This is a genomic window from Bdellovibrio sp. HCB274, assembly GCF_047306075.1.
Lineage (GTDB): Bacteria > Bdellovibrionota > Bdellovibrionia > Bdellovibrionales > Bdellovibrionaceae > Bdellovibrio.
Genome location: NZ_CP178623.1, coordinates 1,696,769 through 1,712,179, shown reverse-complemented (window position 1 = coordinate 1,712,179; position 15,411 = coordinate 1,696,769). Strand labels below are relative to the sequence as shown.

Genomic DNA, 15,411 nt, shown 5'->3' with positions numbered 1-15,411 from the left:
ATGCTAATGCACTCCCCACTTTAATCCACTGGCCCACACTTGGTGGGCCTAGCGTATTTTTATTAGATAGTTGCGATCAACTGAGCGATCAACAAAGAAACGACAGACATAACTTTGATCAAGATCGCGATACCAGGACCTGAAGTATCTTTGAACGGGTCACCTACAGTGTCACCAACAACTGCCGCCTTGTGAGCGTCAGAACCTTTTGGATGACCTGGCAATCCACCTTTTTCGATGAATTTCTTAGCATTATCCCATGCACCACCGGCATTCGCCATGTACAGAGACAATGTTGCGCCCACTGCCAAACCACCAGCAAGAAGACCTGCAAGAGCTTGAGGCCCTAGCAAGAAACCAACTGCCACTGGAGCAAGGATAGCGATCATACCTGGCAGGATCATTTCGAACAACGCAGCCTGAGTTGCGATGTCAACGATACGAGCCGGTTGTGGTTCAGCTTTACCTTCGCGAAGACCTGGGATCTCTTTGAATTGGCGAGCGATTTCAACCACGATTTTTTGAGCGGCTTTACCAACCGCAGTCATAGTTGTTGAACCAACCAGGAACGGAAGGATTGAACCGATCAAGATACCGATCAATACACCTGAAGAAGTAAGGTCCAAAGACATTGCTTCCATGCCCTTTTGCAAACGAACGTGGTTTACTTCCATGTTGAATGCAGAGAATAGAGCAAGAACAGTCAGGATCGCAGAACCGATTGCGAAACCCTTACCGATAGCTGCTGTTGTGTTACCAACTGCATCCAATTCGTCAGTGATGTCACGAACGTTTTTACCAAGACCAGACATCTCAGAGATACCACCCGCGTTGTCTGCGATTGGACCGTAAGCGTCTACTGTCATTACTACCGCAGTACCAGCAAGCATACCTACTGCTGCGATTGCGATACCGTATAGACCCAAAGCGTGGTCAGCGATGTAAGCTGCAGCCACTACGATGATCATTGGAATAGCAGTGGATTCCATACCTACTGCCAAACCACGGATGACACCCGTACCAGCACCAGTCAAAGCTGCTTCAGCAACCAGACGGATTGGACGATGAGCAGTGTAGTACTCAGTGATAAGACCGATCAAAGCACCACCGAAAGCACCCGCTGCCAAAGCAACAGTTACTGATTGGTTGATACCGAACATCGGAAGAACGATTGCTGCTGCGATCGTCAACAAGATTGGCGGGATGATCAAAGCGTTGCGAAGAACTGTCGCTGGCTTGCCGTTTTTAAACGCGCGCGCCAAGAAGATCACAACGATAGAGATAACCATACCAAGACCGGAAAGAACCAGAGGCAAAGCCACACCAGCGCCGCGAACAACTGCTGCATCTGTAGAGTCAGCAAGAAGTTTGCTCAAACCCTCTGCAGGGATTGTCAAAGCAATCGCCATTGCAGAAACGATAGCTGCAACCATGGACTCATAGATATCTGCGCCCATACCAGCAACGTCACCCACGTTGTCACCAACGTTGTCGGCGATAACGCCTGGGTTACGAGGATCGTCTTCAGGAATGTTTTCTACAACTTTACCAGCGATGTCTGCACCAACGTCAGCCGCTTTAGTATAGATACCACCACCGATACGCGCGAAAAGTGCGATAGAAGAAGCACCCACTGCGAACGAGTGAAGAATTGTACCAACGATTTCAGTTTGATCCTTGAACATCATGTAGATAACGCCCAAACCGATCAAAGCAAGACCTGCAACAGACAGACCCATTACCGCGCCACCATCAAGTGCCACTAGAAGAGCTGCTGGTTTAGATCCAGTTGCTGCCGCCTGAGTGGTACGAACGTTTGCGTAAGTCGCAGCTTTCATACCGAAGAAGCCAGCTAGCAAAGACAAGAAAGCACCAAGGATGAATGATCCCGCTGCGATTCCGCCCAATGCGAACCATAGAACCAAGCCTACGACGATTGCGTAGACAAAAAGAACCTTGTACTCACGTACAAGGAAAGCCATCGCACCTTCACGAACGTAGCCCGCGATACGATTCATAGTCTCATTGCCAGTTGGTTGCGCCTTCACTCGAAGGTACAAAACTACTGCCAACACCAAACCAATAACCCCAGCAATCGCCGGAGACATCAGCAAGTTATTACTAAACATTGTTGCACTCCATGTTTGATTTCTCGTTTAAATTACGAAGACTTAGGGATAATAAAAACATTGCATCCAGTCAACGAACGGAGTGGGCCTAAATACCTTTTAGGGCTCGGCGCGTTAGATCAAAGGTCGCGCCGAAGGTACGGACACACTTTCTCCATAACTAGGAGAAAGTGTGTCTTTACCTCCGGTGCGACCTTTTACAGGATTGGAGCGATGAAGGCGAAGAAAACGCCGACTAAGAAAATGATGACGGAGATAGCGTAAACTCGAACTGAGAATTTTCTGCCTGTTATGCAGGCATCTCTTAACTCAGGATCGATAGGACAAGGGGCGTTACGATTTAAAAAGAGCCATACTCCGTTTAAGGAAAGCATCACTGCTGCGAAAATAAACACCTGAACTTTATGTTCAGAAATCCAAATAAGCCCAGGCACATTGTTGGCGAGTCCTGCGAGCACCGCGCCCAATCCGACACTCACCAAGAGTGCCGGGAGCGCACAACAAATCAGCGTTCCCGCAGAACTAAAAAGAGTCAGATAAGAAATGAAACTATTTTTTGTCGAAGCTAACTTCATAACCCGCATCCTTTAAAAGCGCTGAAATTTTCTCGTGAGAAAGTTTCTGGCCTTCTTTGTAAGTGAGTTTTACGTACTTCTTTTCAAGACTCACATCGACTTTGTCCACTTCCGGCTGCTCTTTGAATTTAGCTGTGATGCCTTGAGCACAGAATGAGCACACCATTCCATTCACACCGACCGTTTCAGTTTCAGCTGCAAATGCCAATGATGAAAATAGAACAGCCACAGATAAGATAATCGCTTTCATGAATTCTCCTTTTAAAAATGCACCATATAGTTAAATGTCCAGTTTCCGTTAAAACCAGCACCCAGCTCGATCAAAACATTTCGATAAAATAGTCTTACGAATTGAGTGAGCTCTGTACCGGAATCATTTTTTTTATCGGCTTGCAAAATCAGCCACGCATTGATGTCGTTGTATTCCGCAAGATACGGGGCAAACCCCACGCGTGCTTTGATCATTTCAAAATCGGGCCGGTATTGCGGGCCTGAGTTATCTCTGAAAAAACGACTGTATGCCGCTGCAGTATAATATTTGCGGGACTCCCAATCGACATCGATCGATCCGTAGGTGACGGCTTTATTTTCGTCGAAGGATTTCTCTACACCATAGCCTGCCCCCAGATAAATATTTGCCTGCGAGTCTTCGTTGTTCCAGCGTTTTGCGAGAAAGTTTACTCGCGGCATGGTGTAGTTCGTTTTTGCCTCACGGAAGTAATACAGTCCTGCCGCAAGGTAGGGCTTAAAAGAATATGTTAAGAGCAATTCATTTTCTTCAGGCTTATTATATGACATAAGCGAAGTCGCTCCCTGATAGGAAACCGGATGCGCGAACGCAGCGGTGTGAGCGGTTGTTATTGCTACAAGTGTGAGTATGAACTTCTTAATCATTTCGACTTCCTGCTTGTGTGTTCATTCATAGGCTATTAGGATAGGGCAAAAGGTTTTGTGACAAAGTGATTGAAAAAAAATTGGAAGACCAAACAGACGAAGAACTTTTAATCTCTCTGGCTGATGGAGAGACGAAGGCACTGGATTATCTCTACTTGAGACATTCAGGGCGCGTTCTTGCCTATTCGAAAAAACGAGGCCTTTCTGCGGAAAAAGCGGATGAGGTCCTGCAAATCGTTTTTATGCAGGTCTTTCGCAAAAAACATCTCTACAACCCCAAGCACAAGGCCTTAGCCTGGATCTATGTCATCACCAGAAGCGAATTAAAGGACTACCGGAAGAAAGAAAACCGAACAGACCTCGAATGGGATGACCAGTTGTCACAAAATGACGACTCCCCTCCTAATATAGAGCATGAAGAAGAAGCGGCGGTTTTGCTGAACGAGCTAAAACCCCGGGAACAAGAGGCTTTGCGTTTACGGTATTTGGATGAGCTGGAGTATGACGAAATGGCTCGCAGAATGAAGACTTCAGACAGCAACATTCGTCAATTGGTCAGCCGGGCTTTAAAGGCGTTAAGGAGTAAAAATGAAAGACGTTAAAAATGATTTTGAGTCTTTTACTGGCAATGCAGGTGAAACTGCGGGCTCTTCTTTTGTCTTAAACAAAATCCATGCGGAGATTGCGCGTACGGCTCCTAAGAAATCTTCTGTGGCTTTAAAGCTCGGTGGAATTCATCTGGTCAGCTCCTTCTTTTCCCTGATGGCCTGTCCTCAGTTTGGCACGCGTTTGTTTTTCGGTGGCGAAGGCTTGATGGATGTCTTCATGAAAATCTCGCCGATGTTTTGTCAGGCTTTTTGCGGGGCCTTTTATCTGGCGGTGACTTTCATTCTTGCGCGCTTGGTTTTGAAATATGACGAGTGGTTGGTGTTGATGCGCTCTCGTGTGTTGACGATTGGCTCTGTAGCGTTGGTTTCTTTGGGCGTGTTTGCAATGCTTGCTCGCGGGATTTCGTGGGAGGCTGGGGTTTTCTGGATCTTTGGCGCTGTGATCGCTGGGGAGATGGCTTCCGTGTCTAAGATGACTTTGAAGAAGTATCTGCATTTTGGACATAGTTAAACCTAGGAAACCTGTACTTTGTAGGGTAGCCCTGCTTGAGTTAGCTGATCCTGCAGAGCGAGTTGAATAAACCGCTCTGCGGAAAATCCCAAAATTTTTGCAAATCTAGCTGCTCTTTCCGGACTAACCGATTTTCTGCCTTTTTCAATATCGTTAAGATGCTGCTTTGAAATATCAAGTTGTGCAGCAAATACCTCTAAAGTTTGCCCCTCGCCTTTACGAATTGAGTTCAAGCGCAGCCCAAAGGTCATCTCAGAACCAATCAAATTTTCCAACTGACGAACCGTAGCTGACTTCTTTTTAGTATTCATGCTTATTCACCTCTACGACCGTAATAACTTTCGCCACATTTTCTTCAATTCGGTAGATTGCCCGATAAGATCTGCTTAACCGAATGGATCGATACCCTATCCATTTTCCCTTTAAGGGTTCATCGTGATAACCAGGCAGCTTACGAACGGATAATAAACCATCCGTCTCGACATCATCCACCCACCCCAAGAAGTTAACAGCAATGTGCCTCGGGAGCTTTTTTAGAGCTTTTGTCGCACGATCCCCGACAATAACAGACCAACCCAATGTACACCTCATTGGTTTACTTTTCAAGTTAATAAACATTGATGTGTACAAAATAGCAGCCAGCGGGAGCTAGCCTTTGATGACGAATAATATGGAAGTCTAACGGATTTCGGAGATTATAGTTTCAGTTTGATCTCTAGTGGGAAGTGGTCAGAACTTAATACGGAGCTGTGCACTTCCGCTTTCAAAACGTCAAATCCTCTGACAAAGACGTGATCAAGCTTTAATAGTCTGCCGTCGTTTTCAAGATCCAAATGTTCAAGATTTAAATCCCGGAAGATTGATTTCATAATCAAATGGCGTTTCACGTTCCACGTATTAAAGTCGCCCGCTAAAACCACAGGGCCGTCGAAAGTAGAAATGCGTTCTGCGATTTCGTAGAGGGAATTTGTGAAGGCTCCTGTCGTCACGAAATTTAAGACGTGCGTGCACACGACTAGAACTTTTCTGCCTTCAAAATCATACTCGCTAAAAAGTGTCAGCTTGGGGGTTAACCAGAACAGTTCACGGGAACTGGATCGAATAAAATCCACTACACTCGGAGTGTACTTGGAACCGATTGCGACACCCGTGCTGTGTTGATTTTTCTTATAGTGAAAGCTTTGCGCCAGATGCCACTCGTACGAAGAGAAATCCTGCTTCCACAAAAGTGGCATTTTATTATCGACCAAAGCTTCTTGCAGCAGGATAAAATCTTTACCACTGCCGTGCTTGCGGAAATCATTTTCAAAGATGTGCGCGCGCTGTCCCTTATAAACATTCCAGACAAAGATATTTAATTCAGACGAAGGAGCCAGCACTTCGCCAGCCTCCCCGATCTTTACTAAAACCTTTTCCTTATCAGGAATTTTAAAAGGAACCATTCGCTACTATCCTTTGTTGCCAACTTTTGCGAGGTACGCTTCATTGACTTCGTGAACTTTCAGACCCTGAGCTTCGGTGCGCTCCTGCTCTGCCAGTAAAGTTGAAAGATATCTTTCCGACATACTTGGAATAATGACAACGATATTCTTGCCACGGTTTTCTTCTTTAGATGCCTGGCGAAGTCCTGCCGTAACCGCAGCACCTGAAGAAATCCCCACGGGGATGCCTTCTTTTTTGATAATCTCACGCGCCATTTTCATGGACTCTTCGGAAGAGACTTGCTCTACCCCGTCGACTACGCCGCGATCCATGACTGATGGGATGAAGCCTGCTCCCAAGCCTTGAATCTTGTGGGGCCCTGGTTTTCCACCGGAAAGCACCGGGCTTTCTGTGGGCTCTACCGCGATGATTTTCACTGAAGGCTTTTTGGCTTTTAGAACCTGACCCACACCTGTGATGGTGCCGGAAGTTCCTACACCGCTAATGACCATGTCGACCTGGCCGTCGGTGTCCTGCCAGATTTCAAGCGCCGTAGTTTCTTTGTGAATTGCGGGGTTGGCGGGATTATCAAACTGCCCTGCCATCCAGGAGTTTTTATTTGCTTCGTGAAGCTCCATTGCTTTGGCGATAGCCCCCTTCATTCCAAGAGGACCTGGAGTCAGGATGATTTTTGCGCCCAGAAGAAGCAACAAAGTCTTACGCTCTTGCGACATAGTTTCAGGCATTGTTAAAGTGATCGCGTAACCCTTTGCCGCCGCCACGAATGCCAGTGCGATACCCGTGTTACCGCTGGTGGGCTCGATGATTTCCATGCCGGGTTTTAGTTTTCCTTCAAGCTCGGCGTTTTCGATCATCGCCAGACCAATGCGGTCTTTTACGGATGCGAGTGGGTTGAAAAATTCTAATTTTAAAAGCAGATTTCCGGGAAGCCCCTTGCCGATTCGTTGCATTTGAACGAGTGGGGTTTTGCCGATGGTTTTCGTGATGTCTGAATAGATTCTCATGAGTTGCATATCCTTTTTGAGTATTTCTCCTCGGACCGGAGGCTAGAAGTATAGTCTACTCCTGTGGCAGGAGCGATTCTAGTAGTACGGGAGGAATTTCGGAGTTTTTTGCCAATCCCCGACCTTGTTTTAGGACACCTTTCCATTGCGTCCAATTCATAGACGGCTGCCTATGCACAGGGATCTGTTTAATTGCTTTAGGTTTTTACTGAGTGTCTGAATTTTAGACAGCTTAGGAATTACTTTCTCTCCCCTATGGAAGCCTGCGGAAGTCCTCGTTTTTTGAGGTATAACGAATGTGATTTTTTATTCTGACCGTTTTACGGAGAGTTTTTATGAAGCTGTCACTGCATAAAATTTTGGTTTTGGGGCTTTGTCTGATCGTCGGCGCTTGCGCGTTTAAGAAGGAAGATGCTGAGGATAAGCAGCGCCAGGAGTTGGCTGAGGATGTTGCTAAGCAGATGCAGGAAGACCAGAAGAATGCTGGCGTGGATTTGAAACGCGATAATGTCAGCGTCAAATTTGAAGATGGAACTCCTGGGCGGTATACTTTGCGCATCCAATGGCCTGAAGCTGTTGGCACGATGGAAGTATTTATTAACGATCAACTGGTGGAAGCCGTATCGGGCCGCAGCTATTACTCTTCAGAAGTACTACAAGGCGAAATACTGGTTATTAATCTTCGTGCTTTTGCCAGCGTGTCCAACGGAGGAAGATTTCTTTCCGATCTTAGTGACAAGTTTTTTGTACCAAGGGACTTAATCTTTAAAAACAACGTTGAGCTAACTTCCAACTTTAGTGAAGATGTGCATCGTATCTACTTTTGGCAAAACGGTAGAATTATCTCCAACGGATACTCAGTTAAATTGAAAGCTGACCTACTTGTTGTCGAAGATGAGGATGCATATCAGACCGGCCTTCCGGAGCAAGATTCCCACATTACATCAATACTAACAGACAAGAGCAAAAGCCCTGACTTAATTTCAATTGATGCAAAAAAAGCTGTCGGCACCTTACGAATTTCAATGTCCGGTGCAAATGGCAAAAACGGCAGAAACGGAAATGATTTTGCCATAGCAAATGGACTCTCAGTCTTTACGGGACCAGCGGCGGCTGGAGCCTCAGGGAGTAATGGCGTCGGAAAAATGGGCAGACCATGCAACCCCGGCAGTCGTGGATTCTGCGAACCTATTCCTCCCTCCTGCTCAGTCCAACCCACTAACGGTCAAGCTGGAGCAAACGGCGTCGCAGGTAACCGGGGCGAAGACGCAGAAAATGGCTTTAACACAGGAAATGCCAATATCACGGTTACAAATAACGATGAGTTTGTATTGGAAGTTTATCAAACACCAGGGCTAGGTGGAACTGGCGGAGCGGGCTCGCCAGGCCAACCGGGTGGTGCGGGCGGTGCTCCAGGTAACAGAACTGGCAATTGCACGCCAGCATCTCCGGGACCACGAGGAACCGACGGAGCTGACGGCGAGCGTGGTGACAACGGCAGTTCTGGAGAATTTGGCGAAGTGAAAACCGATGTCAAAAACATTAAAGTGATTCAAAGAACAACTAAATAAGGTCAGAGCACAGACAATCTGCCTTCCAACGTAGCCAGAAGGTACGTCGTACCTTCCCAATTCAACTTGATTCGATGCATCCGTAAGTAGGACCTGGCACCAAAGGGCTTTCCCCGACTTCAACTATACGTTAAATTATACGTCGCGGAACCGATGCGGTTCTGCGCCGCACCCCCGGAAGGTACGGCGTACCTTTTGGGGAGAGTTATGGGATTGAAGTTTGGGACTAGTGGGGTTCGTGGGTTGGTAACTGAGTTTACGGATCGTGAGGCTTACCTCCTTGCGACTGCGTTTCTTCAGCATGCTGATGTTGTGACTCCGGCTTCTCGAGTTTCTGTGGGGATGGATCTTCGCGAAAGCAGTCCTAAAATTCTGAATGCTATTGAGAAGGCTCTTGCTGATCATCAAAAAGATATCCATAACTGTGGAGTTTTGCCGACTCCGGCTCTGGCCTATTACTCGGCCGAAAACAAATCATTGGCTATTATGGTTACTGGAAGTCACATTCCGGCCGATCGTAATGGGATTAAGTTTTACCTGGCGACAGGTGAAACCTTGAAAAGCGATGATGAGAAGATTTTTGCGAACTACCAGAAACTTCAAAACGAAAGCTTTGCGAAAGAGCTGTTTGATGACGAAGGGTCGTTCGTTAGAAAGTCCGCGGTAGATAAAAAAGACGCTGCAAAAGAGGCTCGCGAACTATTCATTAAAAGATATGTGACGACTCTGGCTGATAATCACCTCAACGGATTGAAAATCATCTTTTACGAACACTCCTCTGCCGCACGGGAATTCCTGGGGCAGATTCTTGAAACCATGGGCGCAAACGTCATCAGAGTGGGCCGTAGTGATAAGTTTATTCCGGTCGACACTGAAGCTGTCGAGTCTTTGGATTTATTCAAAAAATGGATTCAGGAACACAAAGCTGATGCACTAATCAGTACTGATGGCGATGGCGACAGACCATTGGTTATCGACAACTTGGGACGCTTGGTTCAAGGCGATAAGCTTGGAATCATTTGTTCTGAATTCCTGGGCATTGAAGCAATTGCTTTGCCAATCAGCTGTAATTCGGGTGTTTCGCATATCAAGGATTTTAAGAAAATCATCTTTACTAAAATTGGCTCCCCTTACGTTGTTGAAGCGCTTAATTCACTAAATATTCAATTCAAATCTGTGGCGGGTTTTGAAGCAAATGGTGGATATATTTTGTCCTCCCCTGTTCAACGTTCGGCTGTGTTAAAAGCACTTCCTACTCGCGATTCTGTTTTGCCGGCGTTGGCGATTTTAGGGATGGCTGCGAAAAAGAAATGCACCGTTGCTGAAGTCGTCGATCAACTACCTTCACGATTCACTGGCAGTGTGCTTGCGAAAAACTGTCCTCCAGAGAAAAGTCAGAAAATCATTCAAACCGTAAGCGCTGATCCCACAGCATTTGTGCAGAGCTTGATTCCTGCAGCCAAGGTTGAATCACAAAACACACTGGATGGCCTGCGTATGACAACAGCTGCGGGACAAGTGGTTCATTTGCGCCCTTCCGGGAACGCTCCTGAGTTCAGATGTTACACGGAAGCTTCATCGCAAACAGAAGCCGACACGATCGCTGCAAAGGCATTGAGTGCCATTCAAAATCTTATCGAAGCTTAGTGTTATCATGCATGGGGTGTTCTTATTTTCAGGACACCGCATCCAGAAATAGGACCTGGCACCGTAAAGATAGACAATCATACAGAGTGCCTCCAGAATTTATCGCGGAGGCTTCACCTATGACTAACAAGATTATTGCAGGACTTCTTCTTACTTTTTCACTTCTTGGAACTTCACTGGCGCACGCGGATATGGCTGCGGGTATCGTGATTGGCGATCCATTGGGATTTACGGGGCGCATGTCTGTGAACGAGAAGAACTCTGTGGATGCAGTGATTGGTGCTTCAGGCGGCTCTTACCGTGGTTTGCAAATCCACTCGACTTTCTTATTTGATCAACTTCAGTCCTGGGAAATGGCAAGCGAAGGCCCGATGAACCTTTATACTGGTGTCGGCGCTCGTTTGATCTTTATCAATGACGGTAAGTATGACGGCGACGTGGCGTTTGGTCCGCGTGTACCGGTTGGTTTGACTTATATGATCGCGGATCCTGCATTGGAGTTGTTTGGTGAGTTGGCTCTTGCCATGAACGTCGCTCCGAAAGTGGATGCGGATTTGGATATTGGTATTGGGGTTCGGTTTAAATTCTAATCAAAACGACTGATATAAGGTCTGCCTTCAACAAGCAGACCTTTTTTTTGGTATTTAACGTGATTCGTTGTACTTCTTTTCCCATTCGTAAGCGTTTCGGCAAATGAGTTCCAAATTTGCACGCTTTGGCTGCCAGCCCAATTGATTTTTAAGTTTACTTGAATCAGCCACTAAAGACGCCGCATCCCCAGGTCTTCTTTCAGACTCTATCACCGGGAAGTCAGTCCCAGAAACTTTCTTGATCGTATTGATCACTTCACGCACGGAATAACCAAAACCATAGCCGCAATTAAAGTAGTTCGATGCCCCACCCTTAAGTAGGTACTTTACCGCCAATAAATGAATATCAGCCAAGTCTTCGACGTGGATATAATCACGGATGCAAGTACCATCTGGAGTAGGATAGTCAGTGCCGAATAGTTGCAATTGCTTGCGCTTTCCAACCGCTGCCTGAACTCCTAAGTGAATCAGGTGAAATGCATCTGCTGTACGCTGCCCGTTGTTGCCGTCATCGGAGGCACCAGCCACATTGAAGTAGCGTAAAGCGCAATAGCTGATTCCACCAGTATCGGATGTATCTTTAAGAATCTGCTCACTCATTAATTTAGAATGACCGTAAGGATTTAACGGAGCCTTAGCATCATCTTCAACGATGGAACGATCCTGAACTTTATCGCCAAACAAAGCTGCCGTAGAGGAAAACACGATGTGCTTCACCCCTGCTGCTTTCATGGCTTTAGTCATACTAAGAACACCTGAAGTGTTATTCTCGTAGTATTCCAACGGTTTTTCAGTGGATTCTTTAACATTGAGCTTTGCCGCAAAGTGAATAACCGCATCGATCTTTTGAGACTTTAATACTTCGACAAGTTTTGCTTCATCGCGAACATCGCCCTCGACAAAAGTGGCTTTTTCAGGAACAGCAGCGCGAAACCCTGTGGTCAGGTTATCATAAACTACGACTTCAAAGTTTTCTTGTAACAATCGATTCGCTGTATGGGAACCGATATATCCGGCTCCGCCTGTTACTAAAATTTTCATGACCACTTCTTACGGTTAGCAGCTAACTAAAAAGCTGCTTTGATAGTTTGCTTGAATGACTTAACAGCGGCTTTGAACAGCTTCCATTTTTTGATGGAAACCTCGCCCGTCTGACGGTCTTTGTAAGGAACCTGGATTTGCTTGATACGCATTTTCTTTTTACAAGCCATACCAGCAACAATCAAATTCGGCGCGAATGTATCGGATGGAATTGCGTTAAAGATGTCCTTAAACTTCTCAGCACGCATCAAACGATAGGGAGAGTTCACATCCCAAACGCCTGTTCCGTAGAAGGTCCATACAACAATGCGGGAAATGAAGCTAATCACTTTACGTGGCAACGGACTATAGCGTCCATCGCGAATTCCGATTAGGAAATCGAAGTTATCACGCAAAGACCAAAGTTCCGCGAACTTTTCAGGCCCAAGCTCGTCGTCGGAATCAATTTGGAAAATCCAGTCGTAATTTACCGAATTGCGGTAACCCAAAAGAATAGTCGGACCATGTCCACTGTTCTTTTTGTCATTCACTTTCAAAGTTGGAAATTTTTGAGCAGCTTGATTTAAAGCCGCCAGTGTTTGATCTTTGGATCCGTCATTATAGACGTTGATATCATAAGTAATATTTAGCTTATCTAATGCAACTACCCATTTCTCTACTACTTGAGAAATACATTCTTCTTCATTGTAAACCGGCATTACTACCGAAAGATTCTTACTCATGACCTACTGTCTCCACTGACCATTTTTAATTTTTGCATCGAAGGTATTTAGCGCCATTGCAATAGCTTGGTGCATATCGACATAAACATAGTTCCCTAGACGCCCACCAAAGATAACATTCTTTTCATCCTTCGCAAGCGCTTTGTACTGAGCGAAGATCTCCTTATCTTTATCCGTATTGATTGGATAATAAGGGACGTCGTTTTCTTTAGCGAAGCGTGAATACTCTTTGAAGATCACAGTCTTTGTATCTGACTGTTTGCGCTCCGGATGGAAGTGTTTGAACTCGTGAATACGCGTGAACGGAACATCTTCGCCCGCGTAGTTCATAACAGAGGTACCTTGGTAGTCTTTGGTTTCAACTGTCTGCTGTTCGAAATCAGTCGTGCGCCAGCCTAATGAGCCAAATTGATAGTTAAAGTACTTGTCAATTGGACCTGTGTAGATCACAAGGCAGTCTTGAGGGATCTGATTTTTAATATCAAAGTAGTCCACGCCCAATTTCACTGAAATTAGCTCGTGATCCAGCATTTTTTCAAAGATCTTACCGTAACCATCCACTGGAAGGCCTTCGTACTTATCGTTGAAGTAACGGTCATTGTAGCTGAAACGAACTGGCAAACGAGTGATGATATTAGCTGGAAGCTTTGTTAGGTCAGTTTCCCATTGTTTTTTAGTGTAGCCCTTAATGAAAGCTTCATACAAAGGGCGACCAATTAGACTTATAGCTTTTTCCTCAAGATTCTGAGGGTTTTCAATATGGTCGCGTTCGATCTCAGACTTAATGAAAGTTTCAGCCTCTGCCGGATTTAGGTTTTTCCCGTAGTAGGCATTGATCGTCATCAAGTTGATCGGCATTGAATAAGTTTTATCCTGGTACTTAGTCAAAACACGGTGCTGGTACGAATTGAACGTCGTAAAGCGATTGATATAAGACCAGACTTCTTCGTTGGACGTATGGAAGATGTGCGAGCCATATTTATGGATTTCATTATTGGTTTCTGCATCCGTGTAGGAATATGAATTACCACCAATATGATCACGACGATCGATGACCAGGACCTTTTCCTTTAACTCATTTGCGATACGCTCTGCGATAACCGCTCCGTAAAATCCACTGCCCACGATCAAATACTTAAGTCCGTTTAAATCCATTTTATTTTCCATCTAATTACTTTCTAACAAAAAACCATAAAGGGTTGGCACCTTGCTCGTGTTTACGAAGTTCAAACTTTGGAAATGAACTCTCGCTCACTTGAAAGCGTTCTCCGAATTCCTTATCAAAGATCACAGCATTAATATCGTGTTGATCTAAAGCCGCATTCAACCCCTCCGCCGTCATCTCAAAATGCTTATGGGAGGCCTGAAACTGATAGGAAATAAAAGTTTGATAACGATACTTTGGAACCGCATCGAATACGAAATACACCGGCCCCAATAGGTGCATACCTTCTGGTAAATCCCCGATCAAAGCGGAATACTCTTGTGGCCGATGCTCTTTATTGAAGGTTAGTTCGGCATTATATGTCCACTGCACGACTACGAATAACACTACCAAAGCCGTTAGAACATTTCGATGAGCTTTAAATGCCAGAGGTAAAGACTCCGTCGCCATAAAAACGATGAACGGCATGAACAGGACCAGATACTTCGTATCTTTACCATGAGCGATAATCGCTAAGCACAAAATTCCAGCAATAGTATAGATCGCTAGATCTTTATGCTTTTGCCAAATCAACTTTCGTCCAAAGAAAATCGCGGTCAGACTAAGCAGCGTAAAGGCGATTTCCTTCGGTGAATGCAAGAACCGTTGCTGTTCATTTAAAATGTTCAAAGGATAATGCCAGAAAGAAAAATGCCCCGTGCCGATATCCTGCATGTTTTTAAACTGACCGATCAGCATATTGATATCGGCTATGTTTTTGACTTCCATCAGATGAAACAGGAAGCCCAAAGTCGCGATACAACCGAAAGCAAGCATCGGCACAATTCGGCGATGCCATAGCAAAAGAATGCAGGCTGCACCCGGAACTACGACTCCGTTTAAATGGTGACCAATTGCCAGCGCGGCTGTGACGCCAGCCAATAGAACAAAGACTTTTTGATTTTGATGCAAAAACCGGTGAATGCACAAAAAGGTCAATGTTGCATAAAATGCGACAGCTATTTCCGGACGATAGACGAAACTCAGTTCGTAAATATGGGCGTTGGTTAAAAGTAATAAGCAGAACACCACGAAATGTTCCTTAGAAGCTTGAAGGCGCTTAAAAACGAAACTCCACGCCGTCACTAAAGCCAAAAAATAAAACAAACTCGTGGCTTTAATGGAGTACACACTCCAACCAAATAGTTTTACGAAAAGGGATCCCACATAAAGATAAAGTTTATGAGTGAAAAAGAAGTGCTCTTCCGCACCCTGCCAACCGCGAAGACCTTCGCTGCGAAGAAATCCATTTTTCGCAAGCCAATAAGTCGGTTCAGCCAATACGGCTTCATCGATATGAATGCGTCTTCCGATTAAAGAAAACACAAATAGGACTACCGTAATTAGCAGCGTCCACAATGTTAAATTCCGGCTTGTTTTAGTCATAGGGCAGCAAGCCTACCCGCCGCATTCACAATTGGCAATATCGCGCTGTGCAATATCGAACGAGTCCTGCGGCTACCCACAGGAAC

The 15,411-nt window shown here is 45.5% G+C and carries 17 protein-coding genes; 5 read left to right on the top strand and 12 right to left on the bottom strand.

Going from position 1 to position 15,411, the window contains the following annotated elements:
* Positions 1-62: 62 nt before the first annotated feature.
* The 4 genes from ACLWNV_RS08325 to ACLWNV_RS08310 form a co-directional block, all read right to left on the bottom strand.
* Positions 63-2,129, bottom strand: a complete 2,067-nt coding sequence (locus ACLWNV_RS08325; protein WP_413587469.1) for a sodium-translocating pyrophosphatase — start codon at positions 2,127-2,129, stop codon at positions 63-65.
* Between the two features lie 197 nt (positions 2,130-2,326).
* Complete coding sequence (locus tag ACLWNV_RS08320) at positions 2,327-2,704, bottom strand: hypothetical protein (protein WP_413587468.1); 378 nt, start codon at positions 2,702-2,704, stop codon at positions 2,327-2,329.
* Positions 2,679-2,954, bottom strand: coding sequence for a heavy-metal-associated domain-containing protein (locus ACLWNV_RS08315; protein ID WP_413587467.1), 276 nt, complete (start codon positions 2,952-2,954; stop codon positions 2,679-2,681). Before ACLWNV_RS08315 ends, ACLWNV_RS08320 begins: the two co-directional genes overlap by 26 nt.
* 11 nt (positions 2,955-2,965) lie before the next feature.
* Entirely contained in the window at positions 2,966-3,598 is a 633-nt protein-coding gene (locus ACLWNV_RS08310; protein ID WP_413587466.1) for a hypothetical protein, read from the bottom strand.
* A gap of 65 nt (positions 3,599-3,663) precedes the next feature.
* On the opposite strand from ACLWNV_RS08310, the gene ACLWNV_RS08305 reads away from it, so the two are divergent.
* Together ACLWNV_RS08305 and ACLWNV_RS08300 are read left to right on the top strand one after the other, a co-directional pair.
* Positions 3,664-4,200, top strand: coding sequence for an RNA polymerase sigma factor (locus tag ACLWNV_RS08305; RefSeq protein WP_413587465.1), 537 nt, complete (start codon positions 3,664-3,666; stop codon positions 4,198-4,200).
* A complete protein-coding gene (locus ACLWNV_RS08300; protein WP_413587464.1) occupies positions 4,187-4,717 on the top strand; it encodes a hypothetical protein in 531 nt (176 codons plus the stop codon). The genes ACLWNV_RS08305 and ACLWNV_RS08300 overlap by 14 nt, the downstream gene beginning before the upstream one ends.
* A gap of 2 nt (positions 4,718-4,719) precedes the next feature.
* On the opposite strand, the gene ACLWNV_RS08295 is transcribed toward ACLWNV_RS08300, so the two are convergent.
* From ACLWNV_RS08295 to cysK, 4 genes are all read right to left on the bottom strand, one after another.
* Entirely contained in the window at positions 4,720-5,028 is a 309-nt protein-coding gene (locus tag ACLWNV_RS08295) for a helix-turn-helix domain-containing protein (RefSeq protein ID WP_413587463.1), read from the bottom strand.
* Entirely contained in the window at positions 5,018-5,308 is a 291-nt protein-coding gene (locus ACLWNV_RS08290; protein WP_413587629.1) for a type II toxin-antitoxin system RelE family toxin, read from the bottom strand. Before ACLWNV_RS08290 ends, ACLWNV_RS08295 begins: the two co-directional genes overlap by 11 nt.
* 104 nt (positions 5,309-5,412) lie before the next feature.
* A complete protein-coding gene (locus ACLWNV_RS08285) occupies positions 5,413-6,159 on the bottom strand; it encodes an endonuclease/exonuclease/phosphatase family protein (protein WP_413587462.1) in 747 nt (248 codons plus the stop codon).
* Between the two features lie 6 nt (positions 6,160-6,165).
* Complete coding sequence (gene cysK, locus ACLWNV_RS08280) at positions 6,166-7,164, bottom strand: cysteine synthase A (RefSeq protein WP_413587461.1); 999 nt, start codon at positions 7,162-7,164, stop codon at positions 6,166-6,168.
* Between the two features lie 335 nt (positions 7,165-7,499).
* Between cysK and ACLWNV_RS08275 the strand changes: the two genes are divergently transcribed.
* The 3 genes from ACLWNV_RS08275 (at position 7,500) to ACLWNV_RS08265 (ending at position 10,972) form a co-directional block, all read left to right on the top strand.
* Positions 7,500-8,735 (top strand): hypothetical protein, encoded by a 1,236-nt coding sequence (locus ACLWNV_RS08275; RefSeq protein ID WP_413587460.1) that lies wholly within the window; start codon positions 7,500-7,502, stop codon positions 8,733-8,735.
* Between the two features lie 207 nt (positions 8,736-8,942).
* On the top strand, positions 8,943-10,382 hold the full coding sequence (locus tag ACLWNV_RS08270; protein WP_413587459.1) for a phosphomannomutase: 1,440 nt from the start codon (positions 8,943-8,945) through the stop codon (positions 10,380-10,382).
* A 119-nt stretch (positions 10,383-10,501) separates the two neighbouring features.
* Positions 10,502-10,972, top strand: a complete 471-nt coding sequence (locus ACLWNV_RS08265; RefSeq protein ID WP_413587458.1) for a hypothetical protein — start codon at positions 10,502-10,504, stop codon at positions 10,970-10,972.
* A gap of 54 nt (positions 10,973-11,026) precedes the next feature.
* On the opposite strand, the gene galE is transcribed toward ACLWNV_RS08265, so the two are convergent.
* Genes galE through ACLWNV_RS08245 form a run of 4 tightly spaced genes read right to left on the bottom strand, consistent with a single transcriptional unit; the run spans position 11,027 to position 15,265 of the window.
* Entirely contained in the window at positions 11,027-12,013 is a 987-nt protein-coding gene (galE, locus tag ACLWNV_RS08260) for a UDP-glucose 4-epimerase GalE (protein ID WP_413587457.1), read from the bottom strand.
* 26 nt (positions 12,014-12,039) lie between these two features.
* A complete protein-coding gene (locus tag ACLWNV_RS08255; protein ID WP_413587456.1) occupies positions 12,040-12,735 on the bottom strand; it encodes a glycosyltransferase family 2 protein in 696 nt (231 codons plus the stop codon).
* 3 nt (positions 12,736-12,738) lie between these two features.
* Positions 12,739-13,902, bottom strand: coding sequence for a UDP-galactopyranose mutase (gene glf, locus ACLWNV_RS08250; protein ID WP_413587455.1), 1,164 nt, complete (start codon positions 13,900-13,902; stop codon positions 12,739-12,741).
* Between the two features lie 4 nt (positions 13,903-13,906).
* Positions 13,907-15,265, bottom strand: coding sequence for an ArnT family glycosyltransferase (locus ACLWNV_RS08245; protein WP_413587454.1), 1,359 nt, complete (start codon positions 15,263-15,265; stop codon positions 13,907-13,909).
* Positions 15,266-15,411: the final 146 nt, after the last annotated feature.

Coding starts and splice junctions, on each gene's coding strand:
- galE (WP_413587457.1), bottom strand. CDS start 12,013: ATGAAAATTTTAGTAACAGGCGGAGCCGGATATATCGGTTCCCATACA.
- ACLWNV_RS08310 (WP_413587466.1), bottom strand. CDS start 3,598: ATGATTAAGAAGTTCATACTCACACTTGTAGCAATAACAACCGCTCAC.
- ACLWNV_RS08265 (WP_413587458.1), top strand. CDS start 10,502: ATGACTAACAAGATTATTGCAGGACTTCTTCTTACTTTTTCACTTCTT.
- ACLWNV_RS08320 (WP_413587468.1), bottom strand. CDS start 2,704: ATGAAGTTAGCTTCGACAAAAAATAGTTTCATTTCTTATCTGACTCTT.
- ACLWNV_RS08275 (WP_413587460.1), top strand. CDS start 7,500: ATGAAGCTGTCACTGCATAAAATTTTGGTTTTGGGGCTTTGTCTGATC.
- ACLWNV_RS08300 (WP_413587464.1), top strand. CDS start 4,187: ATGAAAGACGTTAAAAATGATTTTGAGTCTTTTACTGGCAATGCAGGT.
- ACLWNV_RS08290 (WP_413587629.1), bottom strand. CDS start 5,308: ATGAGGTGTACATTGGGTTGGTCTGTTATTGTCGGGGATCGTGCGACA.
- ACLWNV_RS08295 (WP_413587463.1), bottom strand. CDS start 5,028: ATGAATACTAAAAAGAAGTCAGCTACGGTTCGTCAGTTGGAAAATTTG.
- ACLWNV_RS08315 (WP_413587467.1), bottom strand. CDS start 2,954: ATGAAAGCGATTATCTTATCTGTGGCTGTTCTATTTTCATCATTGGCA.
- cysK (WP_413587461.1), bottom strand. CDS start 7,164: ATGAGAATCTATTCAGACATCACGAAAACCATCGGCAAAACCCCACTC.
- glf (WP_413587455.1), bottom strand. CDS start 13,902: ATGGAAAATAAAATGGATTTAAACGGACTTAAGTATTTGATCGTGGGC.
- ACLWNV_RS08325 (WP_413587469.1), bottom strand. CDS start 2,129: ATGTTTAGTAATAACTTGCTGATGTCTCCGGCGATTGCTGGGGTTATT.
- ACLWNV_RS08270 (WP_413587459.1), top strand. CDS start 8,943: ATGGGATTGAAGTTTGGGACTAGTGGGGTTCGTGGGTTGGTAACTGAG.
- ACLWNV_RS08285 (WP_413587462.1), bottom strand. CDS start 6,159: ATGGTTCCTTTTAAAATTCCTGATAAGGAAAAGGTTTTAGTAAAGATC.
- ACLWNV_RS08255 (WP_413587456.1), bottom strand. CDS start 12,735: ATGAGTAAGAATCTTTCGGTAGTAATGCCGGTTTACAATGAAGAAGAA.